Consider the following 24,975-nt stretch of genomic DNA (forward strand, 5'->3'; position numbering starts at 1 on the left):
CTTGGCAAGCGGCTGCGTGAAAAGAACCTGTCGTTTGTGCTGACACAGTCGCACAATCATGGCGGGTTCCGCATCCGCAGCGTCGCTCAGGGTTCGGCGCCGTGCTATCAGCCCTGGGTTGTCCTGTCTGTCCTTGGGGTAACGACAGGTCTTGCCCGGTGGGTCTTGGGCTTAACGCCCCGCATTGAACCCGCACGCACCTGCCGCACCGATCGCGCCGGAAGCTTCGGCCACAGCCTGACCTCCGAAGGGAGAGGAGCGGGATGGCCTTGTGCCCCCTCCTGACCTGTGACGGGGCATATAACCTATATGGTTCGTTTTGTCAAGATTGATCGGTGGGGCATTCGGGAATGACAAAGGGGACATCAGAACAGATCGAGCTGGCCATTCGGACTGGGCTTCCTGAACTGCGAGCAGTCCAGATCGACGTCTGCCCTGCCGATGCCGTGCTTTCGGCAGGCAACGCGAAAGCGGGTGCGGATGAGGTCTGCCCAGACGCCCTGCGGTTTCATGCGGGTAAAGAACTGCGCATCGTTGTCCTTGCCGTCGCGAACAGACTGGACGATCCCCATGACTTTCCCCGCGCGGTCGGGAAAGTGAGTGTCGAGCCATTCCCGGAACAGCGGAGCGACTTCGTGGGGCAGGCGCAGCATGATCCAGCTGGCTGAGCGCACACCACGTTGCGCCGCCGCTTCAAGAATGCCTTCCATGAACTCGTCGGTGATCGAGGGGATGACGGGCGCGACAGAGACGTGCGTGGGGACGCCTGCCTCGACGAGTTTCCCAAGTGCATCCAACCGTTTGGCGGGTGAGGAGGCGCGTGGTTCGAGCAGTCCGGACAGGCGCGGGTCAAGGCTCGTGACAGATATCCCTACAGCTGTGAGGCGGTGGCGGGCGAGTTCCGTCAGAAGATCAATGTCGTCCAGCACGCGGGCGGACTTGGTGGTGATGGTGACGGGGTGGCGCAGTTCGAGGCAGAGTTCGAGCACTTGGCGGGTGATGCGGTAGCGGTTTTCGATCGGTTGATAGGGATCAGTGTTGGTACCCATTGCGATCGGGGCAGGCGTGTAGCCGGGCTTGGCAAGCGTTTCGCGCAGGAGCCTTGCCGCGTCAGGCTTTGCGAAGAGCTTCGTCTCGAAGTCGATGCCCGGCGAGAGGTCATGGTAGGCGTGGGTCGGGCGGGCGTAGCAGTAGACGCAACCATGTTCGCAGCCGCGATAGGCGTTGACCGAACGATCGAACGGAATGTCCGGCGAGCGGTTGAAGGTCAGGATCGAGCGAGGGTGTTCCTCTATAACAGTGGTGCGCAGCTTCGGGCCCGGACCGTCTACATCTTGTTTTGCGTCCAGCCAGTCGCCATCGGGTTCGCGCGTGGCGAGTCCGAAGCGGGTGGGCACCCGCGCCGATTGCGCTCCTCTACCATGGACTGCCATGGCGAAATTAGAACATAAGCGGAACAATTCTGCAAGAGGCTGTAGCGAGCCTTACTTTTCCAGCAGCCTTGGCATCAGTTCGACGAAGTTGCAGGGGCGGTTGCGACTGTCGAGCTGTTCATCGAGGATGCCGTCCCAGCCATCCTTCACAGCACCGTTGGAGCCGGGCAGGGCGAAGATGTAGGTGCCGCGCGCGACGACGGCGCAGGCGCGGGACTGGATCGTGCTGGTGCCGATGGTCTTGTAGGACAGCCAGCGGAACAGTTCGCCGAAGCCGGGAATTTCGCGGGTCTTTACGCGGTCGAGCGCTTCGGGGGTGACGTCGCGTCCGGTGAGGCCGGTGCCGCCGGTTATGACGACGGCATCGACCGTGCGGTCGTCGATCCAGTTATTGAGGCGGCTGACGATGCGGTCGGCGTCGTCCTTTTCCATGGCGCGGGTGGCAAGCTTGTGGCCCTTTGCCTTGATCCGTTCGGCAAGGATGTCGCCCGAAGTGTCCTCGGCTGGGCCGCGCGTGTCGGAAACGGTGAGCAGGGCAATGTTGATCGGCTTGAACTCGCGCGAAGTATCAATTGCCACGCGATGCGATCCTTATGTTTTCAGCGCCGGAAAGCCCGGGGAACTTTGGCCACATGCCCTGGACGAGGCCCATGCGGCTTTCGGACGGGCCGCCGGCCTGCTTTTCGTACATCCAGTAATTGCGCATGACGATCGAAACGTAGCCGCGGGTTTCCCAGTAGGGGATCGATTCCATCCAGAGCAGCGGATCGCTGCCGCCGCGAATTTCGGTGTTCCAGCGGCTGATGGGGAGAGGCCCGGCGTTGTAGGCAGCCATGACCTTGGGGAGCAGGCCCTGCGTTGCATCCGAATCGCGCAATTGTTGCAGATACTGCTGGCCGAAGGCGAGATTGACATCGGGCAGATCAAGCTGGCGATCGCGCCCTGCCATCAGTGGCTCAACGCGGGCCATGTCCCTGGCGGTGCCGGGGCGGACCTGCATCAGGCCCTTGGCGCCAGCCGGACTGGTGACGGCAGTGCGGAAATTCGATTCCTGCAGCGAATGGGCGAAGAGCAGTGCCGGATCGACCTTCCAGCCGGTGGCGGGAGTCCACTTCGGAGCCGGGAAGCGCGCGGCCTCGTCGGGGCGCGCACCTGCGGGAGCATTGTAGGCCATCCACAGTTGCGTTGATGGCAGGCCAAGATCGCGGGCGAGACGTGAAAGCGGGGCGTACTGGCCGGGCGCGCCGATGCGGGCCTGATGGCGCAGGATTTCGTCGGCAAGGCCATCTTCGCCGATTTCGGCAAGCTGCACGGCGGTGCGGATATTGGGCACGTCGCGCAGCTGCTGCCAGTCGGCCAGCGAGAAGTCTGGCGCGACCGGCGGCGCGCTTTCGCGCATGCCGAGAGCTTCCGACGCCATCATGCCGTAAAGCGTTTCGCGGAAGCGGGCGGCATTGCGCAAGGCAAGCGAGACTTTCTCGGGCTTGCGGCAGCGCAGCCAAGCGCGACTTGCCCAGTAGTGCGCGGCAGAGGCGAGTTCGTCGTTCTGCGCAGAGCCTGCAGTCTTCTCGAAGGCTTCAGCAGCAGCTCCGCAATCGCCCAGGCGCCAGCTGGCGAGGCCTGCGGTCCAATAGGCTTCCGAGACCCACGGTCCGGAGCCTTCGGCTGCGGTCAGCGAAAGGGCGCGGGCGGTGGCGTCGTCATTTTCGATGTAGAAGGCCCAGCCGACTTTCTGCCGCCATTCGGCGCGAGCATCGGGCGAAAGCGTGGCATCGACGCCATCGAGCAGGACACGGGCGCCGACGGGATCGTCGAACTTGATCCGGTCCTGAATCGCGGCGGCGACGCTGGCCGGCATCGTGCTATCGTCGATCGAGCGAGGGCGAATGCGCTTGGAAATGTTGGGCAGGCTGACGAGGCGTTGGGCCTGAGGCAGGGCGGGCAGTTCGGTGGCACCACGCTTCAGGGCGAGACGGCCGAGTTGTTCGGCCCAAGGGAGGTCCGGCGCCTTGGTCAGGACATCGGTGATCGGCGCAAGTTCAGCCTTCGGCGACGTGGCGGCTAGCATGTACTGCGCGCGGGCCACGGTGTGCAGCGGACCATCGGCGCGCTGGGTGAAGAGCGACTGGACCTGGGCCCAGTCCTCACGCTCGATCGCGGAGAAAAGGCTTTTGTAATAGGAGCGGTCGTCAGCGCTCAACAGTGATGGGACGGCAGTGCGATCGGCGCGGCCACGGAAATAATCCACCGCAGCGCTGTTGGCGTGTACCGGGACTGCGGTAAGCGCGGCGAACGAGGTCGCGAACGCAAGCAGCGTGAACGTCTTGGCGCGTGCCAGCTTCAAATCGTTTCGGTCCCCGTCCAATCGAGCCAGCGGCTCCACAGACCTGCCTTGAGGGCAGGGCGCTGCAGCATGGCTTCGAGATCCCACGCCGACAGCGCGGGAAGTGGTGACCCTTCTTGATTAATTGCCCGTAAACTTTGAGCCAAATTCGGCGGGTCGTGGCCGAGAAGCGCTGAAATGCCCGATGCGCCGAGGATCAGCATCCTTTTCGGAGCGGCAAGCGTGAGGTGATGGAGCAGCACGTCGCCGATCCCGGCCTCGCGATACATCGACCAATCCGGCATCGGCACATGCGCGGGGAGGGCAGAAGCCAGGTAGGTGCGTGACCGGTCCAGCCCGAACGCCGCGAGCATGGCATCGAGCAGGCGTCCAGACTTGCCGCTGAGCAGTGCATTGCCATCGTCGGCAGAAGGCATCGGGACGAGCACGAGAAGATCGGCGCCCTTTGATCCGACCGGTAGCAGCCGTGGGAGGCCGGTGGGAGCGAGCGCCGGTTCGGCCATCCACCATGGCGCAAATTCCTCGAGCGACGAAGGCCAGCCTTCCCGGGCAGCGACGCGAGGCACGGCATGCGAATCGGTTCGTTCTGCCGCCAGTTCGCGCAGGGGCTTCATCGGGGGCGGGGTTGAGGTTGCCGCGGGCTGGCGGGTTTCGGCCAGCCAGTCCTGCGGATCGTCGACAAAGGCATGGTCGACACCGGCATCGCGCCACCAATCGAGCGCTGCCGTAACGGCATCACGCCATTCATGGTTCTTCGCGTTAGCGATATCGGACAACCTGTCTTTCCTCCCAGTCGGTTTTGCGGTCTTGACCTTGTGGATAGCCTCTTTCAAGGCTCATTCGGAATTCAATCGCGCATTTAGCTATAAGTCGGGAGTTATCGGGGCATGAGCGAACGGGAATCGATGCCGTATGACGTCGTTATCGTCGGCGGCGGACCTGCGGGGCTGGCGGCCTCGATCCGGTTGAAGCAGGTAAACCCGGAAATCTCGGTCTGCATCCTTGAGAAGGGTTCTGAGATCGGCGCGCACATTCTTTCGGGTGCGGTGGTTGATCCGAAGGCGCTGGACGAGCTCCTGCCCGAATGGCGCACGCAGGGCTGCCCGATGGCCGAAGTGCCGGTCACCGACAACTGGCACTGGGTCCTTTCGAAGTCTGGCAAGATGTCGATCCCGCACTGGCCGATGCCTCCGTTCATGTCGAACGATGGCAACTACACCGGCAGCCTCGGCAACCTGTGCCGCTGGCTTTCGGAACAGGCGATGGAGCTTGGCGTCGAAATCTTCCCCGGCTTCCCGGCGGCGGAGATCCTGTTCGACGACAACGGCGCGGTGATGGGCGTTGCTACCGGCGACATGGGCATTGCTAAGGACGGTTCGAAGAAGCCCGACTATCAGCCGGGGATGGAACTCCACGCCAAGTACACGCTGTTCGCCGAGGGCGCGCGCGGACACTTGACCAAGCGCTTGAAGGCGCACTTCGATCTTGAGCGCGACTGCGAGCCGCAGGTCTATGGCATCGGCATCAAGGAACTGTGGGACATCGATCCCGAAAAGCACGTTCCGGGCCGCGTGATCCACACGCAGGGCTGGCCGCTGTCGGAATCGAATTCGTGGGGCGGCGGGTTCCTCTACCATCAGGCCAACAACCAGGTGGCATTGGGCTTCGTCACCGCGCTCGATTACGCAAACCCCTATGTCTATCCGTTCGAGGAATTCCAGCGCTGGAAGCAGCACCCGGAAATCCGCGCGATCCTGGAAGGCGGGCGCCGCGTTTCCTATGGCGCGCGCGCGATCAACGAAGGTGGCTGGCAATCGGTGCCGCGCCTGTCGTTCCCCGGCGGCGCGCTGATCGGGTGCTCGGCCGGCTTCGTCAACGTGCCGCGCATCAAGGGCAGCCACACCGCGATGAAGAGCGGGATGCTGGCGGCCGAGTCCATCGCGGCGGCGATGGCCGCGGGCCGCGAGAAGGACGACATGGTCGAGTACGACAGTGCCGTCCGTGAAAGCTGGATCGCCAAGGAGCTGAAGAAGGTCCAGAACGCGCAGCCGCTGGTGGCCAAGTTCGGCGGCGAGTTGGGCACGGTGCTGGCGGGCGCGGACATGTGGCTGCGCACGATTGGCGGCTTCGGCATCTGGAAGCCGATGAAGCACCACCGTGACAGCGAGGCGACGCAGCGCGCCGACCTCTACAAGCCGATTGCCTATCCCAAGCCCGATGGCGTGATTACGTTCGATCGCCTGACCAGCGTCTCGTTCTCCTACACCAACCACGAGGAAGACCAGCCGAGCCACCTCGTGCTGAAGGACCCGACGGTGCCGACGCGGATCAACCTGCCGCTCTATGCAGGGCCCGAGCAGCGCTATTGCCCGGCGGGCGTCTATGAGTACGTCGGCGTAGAGGAAGGCAACCCGCGCCTGCAGATCAACGCCCAGAACTGCGTCCACTGCAAGACCTGCGACATCAAGGACATGACCCAGAATATCGAATGGGTGACGCCTGAGGGTGGCGGCGGGCCGAACTATCCGAATATGTGATCGGTGTGAGGGAATTCGAAGGGCTGCCTAATGATCTTCTTTGCAACGTTGGCAGCTGCTTCGGCCTACTTGGGCGATGCTGAGATACTGGCTAACATACAAGCTGGACGCGTAGTTTGTTCGAATCCTGACGATGCATCTCGGACCTGTTCGACCATTTCCCGGTATGAGATGCACCCTGACGGTTCGCTGTTGGAAACGTCTGAGCTGCTCATTGCGCCAGCTCAGAACGTGACTTTGACCGTCAAGGCGAAAATCACACTCAAGCGAGGCGCAATCTGCGGCTCCATGCTCAAGTCCGACCTGGATGAAGCCAAGGTTAAGGTGGCGGGTCAGCCAATTCCAGATGAAAGCAACAAGCAAGCCTTGGCGAAGCTTGAGGCGGGATTTGCAGGTCTGTTCGGCAAAGAGGCTTGCGAGGTCTTGAAGGTTGAAGGCGATCAGTTGCTTAAGATCGGCAGCCTGGATGGTGTTGAAGTCCCTCTTCCTCCAAAACGCGTTCGCTGGATATCGGCAAATTCCGGTTTCAAGGTCGCTTCACCCCCTCAATCCTAGGTAGCGGCAAAGTGCGCGAAACAGCCTACGCAAAGATCAACCTCGCGCTGCACGTGCGGCGTCGCAAGGAGGACGGGTATCATGAACTGGAGACGCTGTTTGCCTTCGTCGATGCTGGGGATGAACTGAGCGCTTCTGCAGCGCAGGCGGACTCGCTGCTTGTTGTCGGTGAATTTGGCGGGGTTCTGGACGATCCGTTCGGAAACATCGTGGCCAAGGCGCTGCATTCGCTGCCGCATGGGCAGGCATGGGCGGTGACGCTGGAGAAGAACCTGCCGGTGGCGGCAGGGCTTGGCGGTGGATCGGCTGATGCCGGGGCAATATTCCGGATGGTTCGGGACAGCTGTGGTCTGCCGGAGGACTGGCATGCCCGCGCGGCCAGGCTGGGGGCGGATGTTCCGGCTTGCGTGGAGAGCGTGGCTTGCATCGGGCGGGGGATCGGGACCGAGCTTGAGCCGACTGCCAACGATCTGACGGGAACGCCGGTACTGCTGGTCAATCCGCGCATTCCGCTGGCGACAGGGCCGGTGTTCAAGGCTTGGGACGGGGTCGATCGCGGGCCTATGGCAGGTGCAAACCTCAGGGAAATGGCGCTTTCGGGGCGCAATGACCTTGAAGCCCCGGCGCTGACGCTCGTGTCAGAAATAGGTCAGGTGCTGGAAGCTCTGCGGCGGACGGGGGCTTGGCTGACGCGTATGTCAGGTTCGGGGGCAACCTGTTTTGCGCTCTATGACAGCATCGAAGAGCGCGATGCGGCGCGCGCGGTGATGCCCGCTCGGTGGTGGACGTTGGCAGGAGCGCTGCGGTGAGCGAGGCCTATACCGTTGTTGGTAGTCCGCGGTTCGGGGGCATTCTGGTGGTGTCTGACCATGCCTCCAATCGGGTTCCCGATGACATTGACCTGGGCATCGCACCGGATCTGCTGACCCAGCATATCGCGGTGGACATTGGCGTGGCGCAAGTGGGCGCGCTCATGGCGCAGCGTCCCGGCATTGCCGCGTTTCAGGGCGGGGTCAGCCGTCTGGTGTGCGATTTCAACCGTGACGAGCATCTGCCGACCGTCGTGCCGATTGCCAGCGATGGGCACGCCATTCCCGGCAACGCGCTCGATCATGCAGGACACGAGGCGCGGCTGGCGCGGTTCTTCCGGCCATATCATGATGCACTGGCCGACCTTCTGGCCGAGGTGCCGCAGGCGCTGATCCTGTCCTTGCACAGCTTTACGCCGCATTTGGCCTCAAGCGACGAGCCTCGGCCCTGGCACGTGGGCGTGCTTTACAACGAGGATGATCGCGCAGCGCGGATCGCCATTCCAATGCTTGAGGCCGAGGGGCTGTGCGTTGGGGACCAGTTGCCCTATTCCGGCAGGCTTCTGAACGCGACAATGAACCGTCATGCCGAGGCCGATGGTCGTCCCTACCTTGGCATCGAAGTGCGGCAGGACCTGATCGGCGACGCTCAGGGCCAGGCAGAGTGGGCCGAGCGCCTGGCGCGCATTGCCAATCAGGTTGCGGTTGCAATCAGCTAGGATTTCCGGGCCTTTTCGCCTCGCTTCCGGCTGACATAGTTGTAATTAATACTTTCGACATTCGCCGTTTTCGTGGGCTAGGGAACGATAACAAGTCGCCACATAAAAACCGATTCCCAGTCCGGAGTTCGCACAATGCCCCCGTATCGTTCACGCACCACCACCCACGGCCGCAACATGGCCGGCGCGCGCGGATTGTGGCGCGCAACGGGGATGACGGACGCGGATTTCGGCAAGCCGATCATCGCGGTGGTCAATTCGTTCACGCAGTTCGTGCCGGGCCACGTCCACCTCAAGGACCTTGGCCAGATGGTCGCGCGCGAGATCGAGGCTGCAGGCGGTGTTGCCAAGGAATTCAACACCATCGCGGTCGATGACGGGATTGCCATGGGTCATGACGGTATGCTCTATTCGCTGCCGAGCCGTGACCTGATCGCCGACAGCGTGGAATACATGGTCAACGCGCACTGCGCCGACGCGATGGTCTGCATTTCCAACTGCGACAAGATCACGCCGGGCATGCTGATGGCGGCGATGCGGATCAACATTCCGGTGGTGTTCGTCTCGGGCGGGCCGATGGAAGCGGGCAAGGTCATCCTGAAGGGCAAGGAACACGCGCTCGATCTGGTCGACGCGATGGTGGCGGCCGCCGACGATACGATGACCGACGAGGAAGTGACCGCGATCGAGCGGTCGGCTTGCCCGACCTGCGGTTCGTGCTCGGGCATGTTCACGGCCAATTCCATGAACTGCCTGACCGAGGCGCTGGGCCTTTCGCTGCCGGGCAATGGTTCGACGCTGGCCACCCATGCCAATCGCAAGCGCCTGTTCCTCGAAGCAGGTCGCCTCGCGGTGGATCTGTGCAAGCGGTACTACGAAGAGGACGACACCAGCGTGCTGCCGCGCTCGATCGCCAGCTTCGATGCGTTCGAGAATGCGGTGTGCCTGGATATTGCGATGGGTGGATCGACCAACACGGTGCTGCACCTGCTGGCCGCAGCGCACGAGGCGGGCGTGAACTTCACCATGTCGGACATCGACCGTCTGAGCCGCCGTGTGCCGTGCCTTTCGAAGGTCGCTCCGGCCAAGAACGACGTGCACATGGAAGACGTGCACCGTGCGGGCGGCATTTACGCCATTCTTGGCGAGCTGGATCGCGCGGGCCTGATCCACACGCATTTGCCGACGGTGCACAGCCGTACTCTGGCCGAAGCGCTGGATCGCTGGGACATCAAGCGCACCAATTCGCCAAGCGTGCAGGAATTCTACAAGGCGGCGCCGGGCGGCGTGCCGACGCAAGTTGCGTTCTCGCAGGACCGTCGCTGGAAGGAACTGGATCTCGACCGCGAAAGCGGCGTGATCCGTTCGGCAGAGCATGCCTTCAGCAAGGACGGCGGGCTTGCCGTGCTTTACGGCAACATCGCGCGCGATGGCTGCATCGTGAAGACGGCGGGCGTGGACGAGAAGATCCACAAGTTTGCCGGCCCCGCCAAGGTCTATGAAAGCCAGGATGCGGCGGTGACCGCGATCCTGACCGGGCAGGTCGTGGCCGGTGACGTTGTGGTGATCCGCTACGAAGGGCCGAAGGGCGGGCCGGGCATGCAGGAAATGCTCTATCCCACCAGTTACCTCAAGTCGAAGGGCCTCGGCGCGGCTTGCGCGCTGCTGACGGACGGGCGCTTTTCGGGCGGCACTTCGGGCCTTTCCATCGGCCACGCTTCGCCGGAAGCCGCCGAAGGCGGCGAGATCGGGCTGGTCGAGAACGGCGACGTGATCGAGATCGACATCCCCAATCGCACGATCTATCTGGCGGTGAGCGACGAGGAGCTTTCGCATCGTCGCGCGGCGCAGGACGCCAAGGGCTGGAAGCCGGCGCAGGACCGTCCGCGCGTGGTTTCGACCGCGCTCAAGGCCTATGCCGCGATGACCACCAGCGCGGCCCGCGGTGCGGTGCGCGATCTCAAGCAGCTTGGCATCGACTGATGCGTGCGGGTTTGCCAGCGCTGCTGATCTGCGCCGCGCTGGCTGCCTGTTCGAAGGCTGAGGACATCCCCAAGGGCCGCGTCATTGATTGCGCGGTGGACGGATCGGCGAAGTTCCTGCCGGAGTGCTTCGTTGAAGATTCGCGCGTGGGCGACAAGCGCTTCCTGACCGTTCGGCACAAGGCTGGCGGCTTTCGCCGGTTCGAGATGGTCGACGACGGGCGGGGCGTGGTATCGGCAGACGGTGCCGACGAGGCGACTGCGCAGTGGTCGTCGCAAGGCGTGCTCGAAGTATCGGTGGCGGGGGACCGCTATCGCTTCCCGGCAAGGATGAAGGACGATGCCCCGCAGCCGTGACGCCGTGCTATGCCAAGTCCTGACCGTGGCGCAGATGCGCGCCGCCGAGGAGGACCTGATTGCAGCGGGCACGAGCGTCGATGCGCTGATGCAGATGGCGGGGCGCGGTGCGGGCGAATGGGCGCGGCGGATCGCGGGCGGCGGTTCGGTGACCGTGCTGTGCGGACCCGGCAACAACGGCGGCGATGGCTGGGTGATTGCCGAATATCTTCGCGAACATGGCAATAAGGTACAGGTGGTCGAAGCTCGGCCGCCTGCGACGGATGCGGCGCGCAATGCCAAGGCCTTGTATCGGGGTGCTATTGCGGATGCGACGGGGGCGATCTCGGGCGATGTTTTCGTCGACTGTCTGTTCGGGAGCGGCCTGACGCGGGCCTTGCCGGACGATTTGTTCGGCCTGCTATGCGGGCTTGCAGCACGGCACCGGCACCGCATCGCCATCGATCTTCCGAGCGGGATCGAGAGCAACAGCGGTGCGGCGCTTAACGCTGGCCTGCCGGATTGGACGCTGACCGTTGCGCTTGGCGCGTGGAAGCATGCCCACTTCGCGATGTCCGCCTGTGCAATGATGGGGCCGGGGAGGCTGGTCGACATCGGCGTGGCGGCTGTGCCGGGGGCGGCGCGGGTTCTGGCCAGGCCGAAGCTGTCGGCTCCTGCAGCGGATGCGCACAAGTACCGGCGCGGAATGGTGGGGATCGTGGCCGGGGAGATGCCCGGCGCGAGCCATCTGGCCGCGACTGCTGCGCTTCGGGCGGGAGCGGGGTATGTGAAGCTGGCTGCGCAGGATGCGCCCGCTGGCTTTCCTCCGGAATTGGTGGTGATTGGCGATGTCGCGGGGATGATCGGCGATCCGCGTGTCGCTGCGCTGCTGGTGGGGCCGGGGCTTGGGCGATCCGATCAGGCGGGGCGGCGGCTGGCGCGTGCGCTCAACGCCGAAAGGCCGACGGTGATCGATGCCGATGCGCTGGTCCTGCTGCGCCCGGCGATTCTGGGTTCAGCGCCGAGGGTGCTGACTCCGCACGAGGGAGAGATGACCGCGCTTGAGCGCGCTTTCGGGCTTGAGGGGCAGGGGCTGCGGCGGGATCGCGCGCTGGCCCTGGCCAAGGCTGCGGAGGCGGTGGTGGTGCTGAAGGGGCCGGATACGGTGATTGCTGCGCCTGATGGGGCGGTGGTCGTGGCTCCGCGCGGGTCTTCATGGCTTTCGGTGGCGGGGACGGGCGACGTGCTGGCCGGAACCATCGCCAGCCGTCTGGCCACGCACGGGCAAGCCTTGCGCGCGGCGGAGGAAGGCCTATGGCTCCACGCCGAAGCGGCGCGGCTGAGTGGGCCAGCGTTCACGGCCGGCGAACTGGCCCATGCCGTGCAGGCGGCACTGAAGGAATGTCTTGAATGAGTGAAGCTGGCCTTATCGTGCGCGTTGCTGCCAAGGGAGACGGCGCGACCGCCGATGGCCGATACGCAGCGCTTGCCGCTCCGGGTGACGTGCTGCAGGCAGATGGCACGTTGGTCCACGGGCCGAACCATGTCGATCCCCCCTGCCGCCATTTCCCGGCCTGCGGCGGGTGCCAGTTGCAGCACTTGTCGGAAAGCGCGCTGGCGGATTACGTGTTTGATCGCGTGGTCGGCGCGGCCAAGGGACAGGACATTGCCGAAGTTCCGGCTGGCCCAGCGCATGTCTCACCGCCCAAATCCCGCCGCCGCGCCACGCTCCATGCGCAGGCTATCGGCAAGCGCGTGGTCATCGGGTTTCGTGAGCAGGGTTCGCACAAGATCGTCGACCTGCGTGAATGCCATGTCCTTGCGCCGCAGCTTTTCGCGCTGGTTTCACCGCTGCGGGGGCTGCTGGAAGGTTGGGGCGAGCGCAAGCTCAACGTCGATATCGAACTGGCGCTGGCCGATCAGGGTGTTGCGCTGAGCCTGAAGGGCATTACCGCCGAGGGGTTGGCGAAGACCGAAGCCCTGCTGGATTTTGCCCGCGACAACGAGCTGGCGCGGCTGACGCTGGATTCAGGTTATGGCCCGGAAGGCTTATGGGAGCCTGAGCCGGTTACGGTGACACTCGGCAAGACGCCGGTGTCGCTTCCGCCCGGCGCGTTCCTGCAAGCCACGCACGATGGCGAGGCGCAACTGGTTAGCGCGGCACGGGAGTGGTTGGTGGGTGCTGCAACTGTGGCCGATCTCTTCTCGGGCCTAGGCACGTTTGCCTTCGCGTTGGCGGGGCCGCAGACCAAGGTGCTGGCGGTTGAGGCGGCGCGCGATTCCTTCATGGCCTGTCAGGCGGCGGCGCGGATGAACGGGCAGCCAGTCCATGCGCTGCACCGCGATCTGTTCCGCAATCCGCTGCGGGTGGAGGAACTGGACCGTTTCGCCGCCGTCTTGCTCGACCCGCCGCGTGCCGGGGCGCAGGAGCAGGTGGAGCAGATCGGTCTGAGCAAGGTTGCGCGCGTGGTCTATATCAGCTGCAACCCGGCAAGCTGGGCGCGCGATGCGGTGAAGCTGATTGCGAGCGGCTACAGGCTGGCAGAACTCCGACCAGTTGGCCAGTTTCGCTGGTCGACGCATGTCGAGCTGGCGAGCCTGTTCACGCGGGATTGAGCCAGAATTCCGTAACAGGACCAAGGCCCCCGCTTTCGCGGGGGCGCAAGGCGTTTCGGCCAGCGATCAGGCGGCAAAGACCACGCGTGCGGCATGGTAAATCAGCGCCATCAGGGCAATGCTCGACAGCGAGAACAGGATGAAGCGCACCATGACCTTGTTCACGGTGGACTGAACCAGCGAGTGAATGACGCGCAAGGCCACATAGACCCAGGCCACCGTTGCGCTCGTCCCGTTGCCCATGCCGGCGACGGCCAGCACGAGGCAGACGGCGTAGAACAGCGTCGGCGCTTCGTGGAGATGGTTGTAGTTGTGAGCCTTCCACTGGACGCTGGCGGGCAGGATGTCGTCGAGCGTCTTTGATGGATCGCGGGCAAGGCTGTCAGGATCGAGTTTGGCGGCGTTCATCGCCGGGATGCGCGTGGCGTACATCCACAGCCACATGACCATGGTCCAAGCCATCAGCGCGACGGCGGGTTGCAGGATTTCGGCAATCTTCATGGCATTCTCCCCCTCGTTTTGAAGCCTTTATCCGTGGCCTAAGGTCGCTCCCAAAGCGCGCAGCGCGAGAGCGGCGAGGCACAGTGTCGACAGCAGGAACAGCGAGAAGCGGACCGGCACGCGGTTCACCGTCGACTGCCAGACCGAGTGGACGATGCGCAGCACGACATAGGTCCACGCCAGTGCCACATCGAGAGCGCCAGCGCCCATGATCGCCAGGATTGCCACTGTCGCGTAGAACAGCGTCGGCTGCTCCATAAGGTGGGCGTAGTTGTGCGCCTTCCAGTTGATTTCGTCGGGCAGGACGCCTTCGAGGTCCTGTCCGCGTCCGCCGGGCTTGGCCTTGCCCAGACCACCCAGTTGCTTGAGCGCAGGAAGCCGCGTTCCCGCCATCCAGAACAGCATCACAATGGACCACAGCACGAGCGCGGCCGCGGGCGTGAGTATTTGCGCCTGCATTTTCAGATCTCCCCCGAGATTTTCGGGAGAGTGCGTGGCTTGACCTAGATTGTCAATTGCAACTTATCGCCGCAACGTGACCCGGCGGAAGTAACCCCAGCGCCCGCGCAAAGTGCGCAGACTGAGCTGCCGCTCCGCCGCGATCCGTGCCGCAACGGCAGCAAGATCCGCTCGCGGTGCAACATGGAATTGCGTGAGCCAGCCGTGCATCAGCCGACGCAAAGGGCGCGGCAAACCTTCGAAATCGCCGAAATCCACGATGTGGAGCGAGCCGCCGGGTGCAAGCAGGCTGGCGGCATGGTCCAGCGTCTGCTGCCACTGCGGGATCATCGACAGGGCGTAGGATATCACTATGCGATCGAAAGTGGCCCGCCCGAACAGCGTGTTGGCGTCAAAATCGGTCGCATCGCCACTCGCCAGAACGCAACTGCTGTCAAGGCGCTGGCGGGCGACCGAAAGCATCTCTTCGGAAATATCGAGCCCGTACAGGTGTGCGCCCGGCCATTGGCGACCAATGCACGCAAGGTTGCGTCCAGTGCCGCATCCGACTTCCAGTACGGTCTTGCCCGGCGCAGCATCCAGCCCCGCAATCAGGCCATCGCGGCCGAAGAGGTAATACTTCCGCGTTGCATCATAGATATGCTTCTGGTGGCGATAGACTGTGTCCATCAGCGCGCCATGCGATGCCTGCTGGACCACGCTTGCCATTTCAGACCAGCTCGTAAAGGTGAACGCCGCCGTAGATCGACGAGCGATCCTGCGCGGTGCACTCGGCCGAAAGCGCATCGTCGTAACGCCAGCGCGCAAGAAGCGCATCGTCAAGACGGCCCGGAAGCAGGCTGGGCTCAGCTGCGGTACGGAACAGGACGCGCGCGCCGGGGCGGGCAGTGCGGGTGATCTGCGTCCACAGCGCGCCTAACTGGTCATCGGTCATCCAGTCCTGCGCATCGAGCAGGACATAGCGATCAAGCGAGGCTTCGGGCTGGGCGGTGAGGTGTTCGGTCAGATTGGCGTGGCGCACGTCAACGCGGTTCGCGCGATCGCGCACGGTCTGCCAGTTCGTGCCCTGCAGATAGGGCGGCAACGGGGAGCGGTCGCCCCGGCCATATCCGCGTCCGAAGGCCTGCCACGCGAAGTAGTTGTCCTCGACAGGAAAATCGCAGGCGAGCTTTTCGAGACGGCGGCGCAGGACCTCGGCCATCGGTTCATTCCCGGCGAGGGCTTCGAACTGGGCGGGCGGGATGCCGAGGCCGAACAGAGAGGCGGGCTGGTCGGTCAGCCAGCGCACGAAGCGTTTGTCAAATACCGGGGCCATCTCGCGTTCGAACACGCGGCGCTGCTCGTCAAGATCGCGCGCGGCGAGGATCGACGCGAGGTCGATCTTGTAGAGGCGGGCAAGGAGATGTGCGACCCCGATGAAGTTGCCGAGCAGGCCGCGCTTGTAAATGTTGCTGGTGAAGCCATTGATGCGGCGGCGGCCGGACAGGTCACGGCGCTCCCAGTAACGGCGCGTCGTCTCGTCGAGGTGCGGCAGCACGTGGGTGCGATAGGCGGCGATGTTGGCGGCGCTGTCGGCTTCGGCAAAGAACCGGCGGAAATGCGCGTGATCGGGCAGGTGCTGCGCCGATGCGAGCTTGAGCTTGTTCAGCGCGATATGGGCGGTGTTGAGATCGACCGCGGTGATCGCTTCGGGATCGGCTGTCAGATAGGACAGGACGTTGCAGCCGCCACTGGCGATGGCGATGATCCGGCTGTCGGGCCGGATCTGCAGGGCCTTCATGTCGACATCCGGGTCTTCCCAGATCTGGGCATAGACGAGGCCGCGAAACGCGAGTGCAAAGGCATGGTCGAGTACGCGATTGGCCATGCCGGAACCCCGGCGGACAACCGAGCGCGTGATCGGATGAGAACGGGCACGTTCCAGCATGGTGATGACCCCCGGAGGTAGAACTCTTTCGGGAGTGCTACTGGAACGTGACCATTGCGTGCGTGTTGCAGATCGGCCTTGATTGTCCGCAGATTGTAAGACGCTAGCTCAAGCCTCTGAAATCACGGCAGCAAAGGCTTCGGGATCGACATTGCCGCCCGAGAGGATCACGACCGTCGCGCCGTCCGTGGGCGCCTTGCCGGACAATACGGCGGCAAGACCGGCAGCGCCGCCCGGTTCGACGACAAGGCGGAGCCTGGCAAAGGCAAGGCGCTGTGCCGCGCGCACTTCCTCCTCGGAGACACTCAGGGCCTTGATGCCATTGGCGGTCATTACCGCGAAGTTTATCGGGTAAGTTGCGAGCGTCTGCAGGGCATCGCAGGCAGTGGTGGGCGGATTGGGTTCGACAGCAACGATCTGGCCGGCAGCGAGGCTGCGGGTCACATCGTCCCAGCCGTCCGGCTCGATGGCGATCACTTCGGCTTCCGGGCAGGCGAGGGCCAGACCGGAAGCGAGCCCACCACCGCCGCAGGGGGTGACGATGCGGGAAGGGGCTGAGCCGGTGAGAACTTGCAGTTGTGCTGCGAGTTCGATGCCGGTGCTGCCCTGTCCTTCGATGACCCAAGGATCGCCAAAGGCGTGGACAAGCGTTGCGCCGTTCCTCGCTATCAGCTCGGCAGCGACCGCGTCGCGGCTTTCACCGCCGGGCCGGTCATAGAGCACGACCTCTGCGCCGAACTCGCGTGTGGCGGCAAGTTTTACCGCAGGCGCATCGTTGGGCATGACGATGGTTGCGGCGATGCCCAGTCTGCGTGCGGACCATGCGACCCCTTGCGCATGATTGCCACTCGAGACTGCGACGACGCCCTTGGCGCGCTGCGCCTCGTCGAGGTCGGTCAGCCGGTGCCAGGCCCCGCGAATCTTGAAGGCGCCGACTGGCTGAAGGCTTTCGGCCTTGCACCAGATCGTCGCGCCGTTCGGCATTTCGAGCGGCAGGAGGGGAGTCTGCGGCAGGATCTGCGCGATCTTGTCTGCGGCGCGCATGACACCTTCTCGTGTCGGCATGCGCAGATCGACAGAAGGAATTGGTTTTGTCATGCCACTACTCTAAAGGCCCTGCCCATGAATGTCCTGCGCAGCATCGTCGCGGGACGCAAAAAGGCATTTGGAGCAATCATGGCAAAAGTTCTCGTCATCGGCGCTGGCGGCGTCGGCTCGGTCGCGGTCCACAAGATGGCGATGAATTCGGACATCTTCACCGGCATTGCGCTGGCCAGCCGCACCAAGAGCAAGTGCGACGCCATTGCGGCTTCGGTGAAGGAGCGCACTGGCGTTACCGTCGATACCTACCAGATCGACGCGGATGACGTTGCCGCGACCACCGCGCTGATCAATGAGGTCAAGCCGGTGCTAGTCGTCAATCTTGCGCTGCCGTACCAGGACCTCAACATCATGGATGCCTGCCTCGCCGCGGGCGTCAACTACATGGACACTGCGAACTACGAGCCGATCGACGAAGCGAAGTTCGAATATTCGTGGCAGTGGGCCTATCAGGACAAGTTCAAGGCCGCGGGCCTGATGGCGCTGCTGGGTTCGGGCTTCGATCCGGGTGTGACCAGCGTGTTCGCCACCTGGCTGCGCAAGCACAAGCTCGACACGATCCGCACGCTCGACATCCTCGATTGCAACGGCGGCGATCACGGCCAGCACTTTGCCACCAACTTCAACCCGGAAATCAACATCCGCGAAGTGACCGCGCCTGCGCGGCACTACCTCAACGGTGAGTGGGTCGAGACGCCGGCACTGACCATCCGCCAGCAGTTCGACTTCGAGGAAGTCGGCCCGAAGAACATGTACCTGATGTACCACGAGGAACTCGAAAGCCTCGCGCATCACCTGCCCGAGATCGAGCGCATCCGTTTTTGGATGACCTTCGGCGACGCCTATATCACGCACCTGACCGTCCTGCAGAACGTGGGCATGACCCGGATCGACCCGGTGATCTACGAGGGCAAGGAAATCATCCCTCTGCAGTTCCTGAAAGCCGTGCTGCCCGAACCTGCCTCGCTCGGCCCGACGACCAAGGGCAAGACCAATATCGGCGACATCGCCACGGGTCTGAAGGACGGGGTGGAGAAGACCTTCTACATCTACAACATCTGCGACCACGAAGACGCCTATCGCGAGACCGGCAACCAGGCAGTCAGCTACACCACCGGCGTTCCGGCGATGATCGGCGCGGCGATGATGGTGCAGGGCGTGTGGACCGGTGAGGGCGTGTTCAACATGGAACAGTTCGATCCCGATCCCTACATGGACATGCTGAACAACCACGGGCTGCCGTGGCAGGTGAAGGAACTGGCGGGACCCTTGGCGTTTTGATGTTGAGCGGATGGATGAAGGCCATGATGCTTGGGGCGCTGCTCGTTTCAGCGCCTCTTCAATCCGGCACTCCTTCATCAAAGAAGACTGCGGTCATTCCTCCGGCATACCGTGGGCAATGGACGAATCGCCTGGAGTTTTGCGGCGTAGATTCATGGGATGAGGATAGTAGTATTTGGGTTGGAGAGCGGTCTCTCGGTTATTTCGATAACTCTTACAAAGTTACTCGCATTTCCTTCGTGCGGGGCGCATTGCGCATAACCGTGAAACCAAGAAGTGATGCTGATATTAGTCCCATCACTTTTCTCCGACTGGCACTGGATGGGCAGAAAATCTTTGTCTCGCCCTTTGACAAGGTGGGTTTGAAGCGCTGTCCGCCTCCTGAAGCGAAGGACTGAGAATGGAAACCAGAGCCGGTGATCCGGGGGCGTTTGCGCAGTTTGACCTGAACCGGGTGGACAGTCCGGCGTTCGTTGTCGACGCTGCGAAGCTGCGGGCCAATCTGGCGGTGCTGGCCGATGTGCGCGACCGGGCCGGGATCAAGGTGCTGGCAGCGCTCAAGGCGTTTTCGATGTGGAAGGTGGCGCCGATCGTCGGGGAGTATCTCGACGGGGTGTGCACGTCCGGCTTGTGGGAAGCCAAGCTGGCAGCCGAGCATTATTCTGGCGAGATCGCGACCTACTGTGCGGCGTACAAGGCGCAGGACATGGCTGAAATCCTGCAGCTTTCGGACCATGTAATCTTCAATTCGCCGGGACAACACGCGCGTTTCGCCGGAGAGATCGCATCGGCACAGGCCGCTGGCGATCAGTTCGACATCGGCCTCCGCATCAACCCGCTCCATGCCGAGGGCGAGGTGCCGCGCTATGATCCATGCGCGCCGCATTCGCGGCTGGGTTTTCCGGTGGATCAGTTGTTGCCCGAACACCTCGAAGGCGTTTCGGGGCTGCACTTCCACACGCTGTGCGAGCAGGACTTCGAGCCGCTGAAGCGTACTTGGGAAGCGCTTGAGGCGCGGATTGCGCCGTACTTCGGCCAGCTCAAATGGCTGAACTTTGGCGGCGGTCACCACATCACCCGCGCCGATTACCAGCGCGATGATCTGGTCGCGTTTCTGCGCGAAGTGAAAGCGCGCACCGGTTGCGAGATCTACCTCGAACCGGGAGAGGCCGTGGCGCTCGATGCGGGAATTCTGGTCGGCACCGTGCTCGATACGCATTGGAACGGGATGCAGCTGGGCATCACCGACATTTCGGCAACCTGCCACATGCCCGATGTGATCGAGGCGCCCTATCGTCCGGCCATGCTGGGGGAACTGCCCATCGACGAGTACGAGGATGGTGGCGAGGGTGGTGCTCCGGTGCGTCTGGGCGGGCCTTCGTGCCTCGCCGGGGACGTGATCGGCGATTACCGCCTGCCGAATGGTGCGGAGCCGGGCACGCGCTTCGCATTTCTCGATCAGGCGCACTACTCAATGGTCAAGACGACGACCTTCAACGGCGTGCCGTTGCCTTCGATCTGGCTGTGGGACAGCGAGAGCGACCGCCTCGAGAAGGTGAAGGGTTTCACTTACGAGGACTTCCGCGACCGTCTTTCCTGATGCATGCTGCCTGCTGACAAGGATGTAGGCGGGAGAGTGCAATGGCGGGGGAAGTGCTCGATGGGATGACCAGCGATCCGGTGCGCATGGGCTGGATGGAAGGCAACCCGCCGCCAGCCGACCGCCTGCTCCTCGCCTCGCGCGCGGATCACATGCGCTTTCCGATGATCCGCTGGTCGTACTCCAACATGCGGCAGTTCGTGCCCTCGCGCCGGGTGGCAGCTTCGGGGCAGGGCGTGCCGTTCGAGAGGGCGTTGCGGGAGGATCTGGGGCAGGTTGCGTTCGTGCCGCTGAATGCGGAAGCGCCCGTCACATTCGAGCAATCGCTGACGCAGGCCTTCACCGATGGCATCATCGTGCTCCATCGCGGCAAGGTGGTGTTCGAACGCTGGTTCGGGGTGACAGGCCCGGAGACGCGGCACATCGCGTTCTCGGTCACCAAGAGCTTCGTCGGCACGATTGCCGAGATGCTGGTCGATGAGGGCAGGCTGGACCCGGCGGCGCTGGCGTCGGACTACCTGCCGGAGCTGCCAGGCAGCGGTTTCGGCGATGCCACCGTGCGGCAGGTGCTCGACATGACCACGGCGCTCGATTTCTCAGAGGACTATGCTGATCCCAACTCGGGCATCGGGGCCTACAGCGCGGCTCTGGGGCTGACGCCTCGTCCGGTGGACTATGCCGGGCCGATCGACCTTGCTTCATATCTGCCGACTATCGGCAAGGCCGGGGAGCATGGGCTGGGCTTCACCTATCGCACGCCCAACACCGAAGTCCTGGCGTGGATGATCGCGCGGATCGAGGGCAAACACTTTGCCGATGTGCTGAGCGATCGCCTGTGGCAGCCTCTCGATATGCTCGGCGATGCGGACCTGATCGTGGACGAGGCGGGTACTGCCTTCGCCGGTGGCGGGTTGAACCTGCGATTGGAGGACTTGGCACGCTTTGGCGAGGCGATGCGGCTTGGAGGTGTTGGCGTCATTCCCGAAGCGGTGGTGGAGCGGGCAACCCATGGTGGCGATGCGGCACATTTCGATCGCAATCGCTACCCGCAACTGCCGGGCTGGAGCTATGGCAGCCAGTGGTGGATCAGCAACAACAACCGAGGTTGCTTCTCCGCGCGCGGCATCCACGGGCAGACTCTTTGGGTCGATCCGGCTGCCGAAATGACGGTTGCACGATTCGCATCGCACCCGACCGCGGCGAACGGTGCCAACGATCCGCTCTCACTTCCGGCATGGGCGGCGTTGGCGGATCACTTAAGTTCCTGATTTTCTGCGATCTCTCTGGAATTTTTTCATTTTCCTGACAGCAGTTTTCTTGCCCGTTATTTTCACTTGAGATTCAGACACAGGGGCTTATTACCCCCCTCTCGCTGCCCCATGGGGACTTCCAAACCGCAAGGCAGCTTCGTTCAACTGTTCCGTTTGGGGGTCCCTTGAGTTGCACCATCATCCTGACGCACTGGCTGTAGTTCGCGCCTCCGCGCCTGAACAACCCGCCATTTTGAACCGTCCGCACGCCGCAGCGCGCGCTGCCCGCTTCTTTGTCGAGAAGTTTCCGGGCAAGTCTCTCTATGCGGTAAAGGCGAATCCGTCGGCAGACCTGATCCGCATCCTGTGGGATTCGGGCGTGACGCATTATGACGTCGCCTCGATCGCCGAAGTGCGCCTGGTGCGCGAAACGCTGCCAGACGCAGTGCTATGCTTCATGCATCCGGTAAAGGCTCCGTCGGCGATCCGCGAAGCCTATCACACCTATGGCGTGCGCGTGTTCAGCCTCGATTCGATCGAGGAACTGGAGAAGATCAAGGCGGCAACGGCTGATGCCGATGGCAACGTGCCCGAGGACCTGACGCTGTGCGTGCGCCTGCGCGTCTCGTCGGAGTATTCGGAACTCAGCCTCGCGTCGAAGTTCGGTTGCGATCTGGCCAATGCAGCGGAACTGCTGCAGGCGACCCGTCAGGTTGCGGATTCGCTTGGCGTGTGCTTCCACGTCGGCAGCCAGTCGATGAGCCCCCACGCCTATGTCCAGGCGCTGGAGCGCGTTCGTGCGGCGATCGTCGATGCTTCGGTCCTCGTCGACATCATCGACGTGGGCGGTGGCTTCCCGTCGATCTATCCGGGCATGGAACCGCCGCCGCTCGAAGATTACTTCGGCGTTATCGATCGCACCTATGAATCGCTGCCGGTGTCGTACTCGGCCGAGCTGTGGTGCGAGCCGGGCCGGGCGCTCTGCGCTGAGTACAACTCGATGATCGTGCGCGTCGAGCGTCGCCGCGGGACTGAGCTGTATATCAATGATGGTGCCTATGGCGCGCTGTTCGATGCGGCCCATGTAGGCTGGCGTTTCCCCGTGCGCGTGCTGCGCGACGAGGTGGCCAACGATGTCGATACCGAGATCGAACTCGAGCCGTTCAGCTTCTACGGCCCGACCTGCGACGACATGGACCACATGGAAGGTCCGTTCGAACTGCCGGTGGACGTGAAGGTGGGCGACTACATCGAGATCGGCATGCTCGGCGCCTATGGCGCGGCGATGAAGACCGCGTTCAACGGCTTCGGCGCGACGGACGTGTTCGAAGTCTCGGACGAGCCGATGGCCAGCCAGTACCGCGGCGATCGCCGCGATCCGCGGGTCTCGGACAATGTGGTCTCGCTGCGCTGATCAAGGCTGAAGCAGACTGAATTGAGAAGGCCCTGCCGGAAGGTGGGGCCTTTTCGTTGTTAGCTCTCAGAACCCCACGAACCGCGCGGCTTCGTCCACGCTCTTGCGGTTGCTGACGACTGCATTGGCGGGGAAGTCCGGGTCGGGCCAGCCGAGAGCGACCGCCTTCATGATGATCTGGTCATCGGGAATGCCAGCGTGTTCGCGCACGACGGGCGATTGCATGATGCCCTGAGAGTTGATCACGCAGCCGAGCCCACGTGACCATGCCGCGTTGACCAGCGCTGTCGTGACCGCGCCGCAGTCGAATGCCGTGTCATCGCTGCCAGACAGTTCGCGGTCGTATGTGATGATTACGCAGACAGGCGCATCGAACTGGCGGAAGCCGCGAAGGACCCAGTCCTTCCGGGCCGCGGCATCATCGCGAGCTATGCCCATGGCTCCGAACAGTTGCTTGGCGACCTCGACCTGTCGTTCGCGATGAACCCCGGCAAACGCTTCGCCCCGGCGGAATTCGCGGCTGTCAGGCTCGCCCGCAAGGATGCGCTCGGTGTTGCCCCTGCGGATGCGGTCAAGCGGCTCGCCTGTGATGACGTGGAAGTGCCAGGGCTGCGTGTTCATCGAAGTGGGTGAGCGCATGGCGAGCGTCAACACTTCCTCGATCAGCGCCTGTGGGACTGGCTTGTCGAGATAGCCCCGGATGGAACGGCGGCCGAGGACTACTTCGTCGTACGTCTGCGCAGGCATGAATGCTCCCGGATTTAACTGTCCGGTTAACATTAGCGCTGATTGAAGGAAAGGCAACGCCGACGAAAAAGCCCTCCCGGATCAGGGGAGGGCTCTTTTATCGCGGAAGGCGGGGGTTACGCTGCCTTGCGCAGTTCCAGCTCCATTCGCTGCCAGATCTCCACCAGCGCTTCGGCCAGTTCGTCCATCATCGGTTGGGTGTGAGATGGGCCGGGGGTGAAGCGCAGGCGCTCCGTGCCGCGCGGAACGGTGGGGAAATTGATTGGCTGCACATAGACGCCATATTCGGCGAGCAGGATGTCGGCGATCTTCTTGGCGCGGACCGGATCGCCGACCATCAGGGGCACGATGTGCGTGGTCGACGGCATGACCGGCAGGCCTGCATCTGCGAAAGCCTTCTTGAGATAGGCGGCGGCAGCCTGCTGGCCCTCACGCTCCTCGCTCGATGCCTTGAGGTGGCGGACAGAGGCGAGAACGCCTGCGACCAGAACCGGCGAGAGCGAGGTGGTGAAGATGAAGCCGGGGGCGTAGGAACGGATCACGTCGATGATCTTGCGATCGGCAGCGATGTAGCCGCCCATAACGCCGAAGGCCTTGCCCAGCGTACCCTCGATGATGTCGATGCGGTGCGCCGCCTCGTCACGGTCGGTGATGCCACCGCCGCGCGGGCCGTACATGCCGACAGCGTGAACCTCGTCGATATAGGTCAGCGCGTTGTACTTTTCCGCAAGGTCGCAGAAAGCGTGGATCGGGGCGACGTCGCCGTCCATCGAATAGACGCTCTCGAACGCGATCAGCTTGGGCACGTTCGGGTCAGTCTCGGCGAGCAGTTCTTCCAGATGCTCGACATCGTTGTGACGGAAAACCTTCTTTTCCGCGCCCGAATTGCGGATGCCCGCGATCATCGAGGCGTGGTTCAGTTCGTCGGAGAAGATCACGCAGCCCGGCAGGATCTTGGCGAGCGTGGACAGCGTTGCGTCGTTCGAGACGTAACCGCTGGTGAAGAGGAGCGCGCCTTCCTTGCCGTGCAGGTCGGCCAGCTCTTCCTCAAGCTGGATGTGGTAGTGCGTGTTGCCGCCGATGTTGCGCGTGCCGCCCGAGCCTGCGCCGACGTTGTGCAGCGCCTCTTCCATGGCGGCGATGACCTTGGGGTGCTGGCCCATCGCAAGGTAATCGTTCGAGCACCACACCGTGATCGGCTTGGGCCCGTTGTGTCCGGCAAAGCAGCGCGCGTTGGGGTACGCCCCCTTGTTGCGCAGGATGTCGATGAAAACGCGGTAGCGGCCTTCGGAGTGCAAGCGCTCGATGGCAGAATCGAAAACCTGATCGTAATTCACCCCGCCGCTCCTTCCTGCAACAAGGAC

Annotated in this window: 24 protein-coding genes; 13 read left to right on the top strand and 11 right to left on the bottom strand. The window is 63.4% G+C overall.

Annotated features, from left to right (window positions below):
* Window positions 1-365: 365 nt before the first annotated feature.
* Genes IQ25_RS13990 through IQ25_RS14005 form a run of 4 tightly spaced genes read right to left on the bottom strand, consistent with a single transcriptional unit; the run spans window position 366 to window position 4,553 of the window.
* Window positions 366-1,433 carry a PA0069 family radical SAM protein gene (locus IQ25_RS13990; RefSeq protein ID WP_144906901.1) on the bottom strand — a complete coding sequence of 356 codons (1,068 nt, stop codon included), beginning with the start codon at window positions 1,431-1,433 and terminating at the stop codon, window positions 366-368.
* A 51-nt stretch (window positions 1,434-1,484) separates the two neighbouring features.
* Window positions 1,485-2,012, bottom strand: a complete 528-nt coding sequence (moaB, locus tag IQ25_RS13995) for a molybdenum cofactor biosynthesis protein B (protein WP_144906902.1) — start codon at window positions 2,010-2,012, stop codon at window positions 1,485-1,487.
* A complete protein-coding gene (locus tag IQ25_RS14000) occupies window positions 2,002-3,777 on the bottom strand; it encodes a lytic transglycosylase domain-containing protein (RefSeq protein WP_144906903.1) in 1,776 nt (591 codons plus the stop codon). Before IQ25_RS14000 ends, moaB begins: the two co-directional genes overlap by 11 nt.
* Window positions 3,774-4,553 carry a uracil-DNA glycosylase family protein gene (locus IQ25_RS14005; RefSeq protein WP_144906904.1) on the bottom strand — a complete coding sequence of 260 codons (780 nt, stop codon included), beginning with the start codon at window positions 4,551-4,553 and terminating at the stop codon, window positions 3,774-3,776. Before IQ25_RS14005 ends, IQ25_RS14000 begins: the two co-directional genes overlap by 4 nt.
* Window positions 4,554-4,664: 111 nt before the next feature.
* Here IQ25_RS14005 and IQ25_RS14010 point away from each other — a divergent pair, with 111 nt between their 5' ends.
* The 8 genes from IQ25_RS14010 (at window position 4,665) to IQ25_RS14045 (ending at window position 13,331) form a co-directional block, all read left to right on the top strand.
* On the top strand, window positions 4,665-6,314 hold the full coding sequence (locus IQ25_RS14010) for an electron transfer flavoprotein-ubiquinone oxidoreductase (RefSeq protein WP_144906905.1): 1,650 nt from the start codon (window positions 4,665-4,667) through the stop codon (window positions 6,312-6,314).
* A gap of 30 nt (window positions 6,315-6,344) precedes the next feature.
* Complete coding sequence (locus tag IQ25_RS14015) at window positions 6,345-6,869, top strand: hypothetical protein (RefSeq protein ID WP_144906906.1); 525 nt, start codon at window positions 6,345-6,347, stop codon at window positions 6,867-6,869.
* A gap of 11 nt (window positions 6,870-6,880) precedes the next feature.
* Entirely contained in the window at window positions 6,881-7,678 is a 798-nt protein-coding gene (locus tag IQ25_RS14020) for a 4-(cytidine 5'-diphospho)-2-C-methyl-D-erythritol kinase (protein WP_144906907.1), read from the top strand.
* A complete protein-coding gene (locus IQ25_RS14025) occupies window positions 7,675-8,397 on the top strand; it encodes an N-formylglutamate amidohydrolase (protein WP_144906908.1) in 723 nt (240 codons plus the stop codon). The genes IQ25_RS14020 and IQ25_RS14025 overlap by 4 nt, the downstream gene beginning before the upstream one ends.
* Window positions 8,398-8,532: 135 nt before the next feature.
* Complete coding sequence (gene ilvD / locus IQ25_RS14030) at window positions 8,533-10,380, top strand: dihydroxy-acid dehydratase (RefSeq protein ID WP_144906909.1); 1,848 nt, start codon at window positions 8,533-8,535, stop codon at window positions 10,378-10,380.
* Window positions 10,380-10,736 carry a hypothetical protein gene (locus IQ25_RS14035; protein ID WP_144906910.1) on the top strand — a complete coding sequence of 119 codons (357 nt, stop codon included), beginning with the start codon at window positions 10,380-10,382 and terminating at the stop codon, window positions 10,734-10,736. Before ilvD ends, IQ25_RS14035 begins: the two co-directional genes overlap by 1 nt.
* Complete coding sequence (locus IQ25_RS14040; RefSeq protein ID WP_144906911.1) at window positions 10,720-12,129, top strand: NAD(P)H-hydrate dehydratase; 1,410 nt, start codon at window positions 10,720-10,722, stop codon at window positions 12,127-12,129. The genes IQ25_RS14035 and IQ25_RS14040 overlap by 17 nt, the downstream gene beginning before the upstream one ends.
* Window positions 12,126-13,331 carry a class I SAM-dependent RNA methyltransferase gene (locus tag IQ25_RS14045; RefSeq protein ID WP_144906912.1) on the top strand — a complete coding sequence of 402 codons (1,206 nt, stop codon included), beginning with the start codon at window positions 12,126-12,128 and terminating at the stop codon, window positions 13,329-13,331. Before IQ25_RS14040 ends, IQ25_RS14045 begins: the two co-directional genes overlap by 4 nt.
* 66 nt (window positions 13,332-13,397) lie before the next feature.
* Here IQ25_RS14045 and IQ25_RS14050 read toward each other — a convergent pair whose 3' ends face one another.
* The 5 genes from IQ25_RS14050 to IQ25_RS14070 form a co-directional block, all read right to left on the bottom strand.
* The gene (locus tag IQ25_RS14050; RefSeq protein ID WP_144906913.1) at window positions 13,398-13,832 is read right to left on the bottom strand and encodes an MAPEG family protein; all 435 of its coding nucleotides are present in this window, start codon (window positions 13,830-13,832) and stop codon (window positions 13,398-13,400) included.
* Between the two features lie 27 nt (window positions 13,833-13,859).
* Entirely contained in the window at window positions 13,860-14,291 is a 432-nt protein-coding gene (locus IQ25_RS14055; RefSeq protein WP_144906914.1) for an MAPEG family protein, read from the bottom strand.
* Window positions 14,292-14,354: 63 nt separating this feature from the next.
* The gene (locus tag IQ25_RS14060; RefSeq protein WP_144906915.1) at window positions 14,355-14,999 is read right to left on the bottom strand and encodes a class I SAM-dependent methyltransferase; all 645 of its coding nucleotides are present in this window, start codon (window positions 14,997-14,999) and stop codon (window positions 14,355-14,357) included.
* A 1-nt stretch (window position 15,000) separates the two neighbouring features.
* Complete coding sequence (locus IQ25_RS14065) at window positions 15,001-16,158, bottom strand: DUF3419 family protein (protein ID WP_246415560.1); 1,158 nt, start codon at window positions 16,156-16,158, stop codon at window positions 15,001-15,003.
* A 168-nt stretch (window positions 16,159-16,326) separates the two neighbouring features.
* On the bottom strand, window positions 16,327-17,316 hold the full coding sequence (locus tag IQ25_RS14070; protein ID WP_246415561.1) for a threonine ammonia-lyase: 990 nt from the start codon (window positions 17,314-17,316) through the stop codon (window positions 16,327-16,329).
* A gap of 78 nt (window positions 17,317-17,394) precedes the next feature.
* Between IQ25_RS14070 and IQ25_RS14075 the strand changes: the two genes are divergently transcribed.
* The 5 genes from IQ25_RS14075 to IQ25_RS14095 all read left to right on the top strand — a co-directional run bounded on the left by IQ25_RS14075 (window position 17,395) and on the right by IQ25_RS14095 (window position 22,864).
* Window positions 17,395-18,600, top strand: a complete 1,206-nt coding sequence (locus IQ25_RS14075; RefSeq protein ID WP_144906917.1) for a saccharopine dehydrogenase family protein — start codon at window positions 17,395-17,397, stop codon at window positions 18,598-18,600.
* Between the two features lie 14 nt (window positions 18,601-18,614).
* Window positions 18,615-18,998 (top strand): hypothetical protein, encoded by a 384-nt coding sequence (locus IQ25_RS14080; protein ID WP_144906918.1) that lies wholly within the window; start codon window positions 18,615-18,617, stop codon window positions 18,996-18,998.
* Between the two features lie 2 nt (window positions 18,999-19,000).
* The gene (locus IQ25_RS14085; RefSeq protein WP_144906919.1) at window positions 19,001-20,200 is read left to right on the top strand and encodes a carboxynorspermidine decarboxylase; all 1,200 of its coding nucleotides are present in this window, start codon (window positions 19,001-19,003) and stop codon (window positions 20,198-20,200) included.
* A 41-nt stretch (window positions 20,201-20,241) separates the two neighbouring features.
* Window positions 20,242-21,468: a serine hydrolase domain-containing protein gene (locus IQ25_RS14090; RefSeq protein ID WP_144906920.1), complete on the top strand. Its 1,227-nt coding sequence runs from the start codon at window positions 20,242-20,244 to the stop codon at window positions 21,466-21,468.
* A 172-nt stretch (window positions 21,469-21,640) separates the two neighbouring features.
* On the top strand, window positions 21,641-22,864 hold the full coding sequence (locus tag IQ25_RS14095; RefSeq protein ID WP_144906921.1) for a type III PLP-dependent enzyme: 1,224 nt from the start codon (window positions 21,641-21,643) through the stop codon (window positions 22,862-22,864).
* A gap of 66 nt (window positions 22,865-22,930) precedes the next feature.
* On the opposite strand, the gene IQ25_RS14100 is transcribed toward IQ25_RS14095, so the two are convergent.
* Window positions 22,931-23,611, bottom strand: a complete 681-nt coding sequence (locus IQ25_RS14100; protein ID WP_144906922.1) for a nitroreductase — start codon at window positions 23,609-23,611, stop codon at window positions 22,931-22,933.
* A 116-nt stretch (window positions 23,612-23,727) separates the two neighbouring features.
* Complete coding sequence (gene hemA, locus IQ25_RS14105) at window positions 23,728-24,948, bottom strand: 5-aminolevulinate synthase (protein ID WP_144906923.1); 1,221 nt, start codon at window positions 24,946-24,948, stop codon at window positions 23,728-23,730.
* Window positions 24,949-24,975: the final 27 nt, after the last annotated feature.

Origin of the sequence: Novosphingobium taihuense (assembly GCF_007830315.1) — a bacterium.
Lineage (GTDB): Bacteria > Pseudomonadota > Alphaproteobacteria > Sphingomonadales > Sphingomonadaceae > Novosphingobium > Novosphingobium taihuense.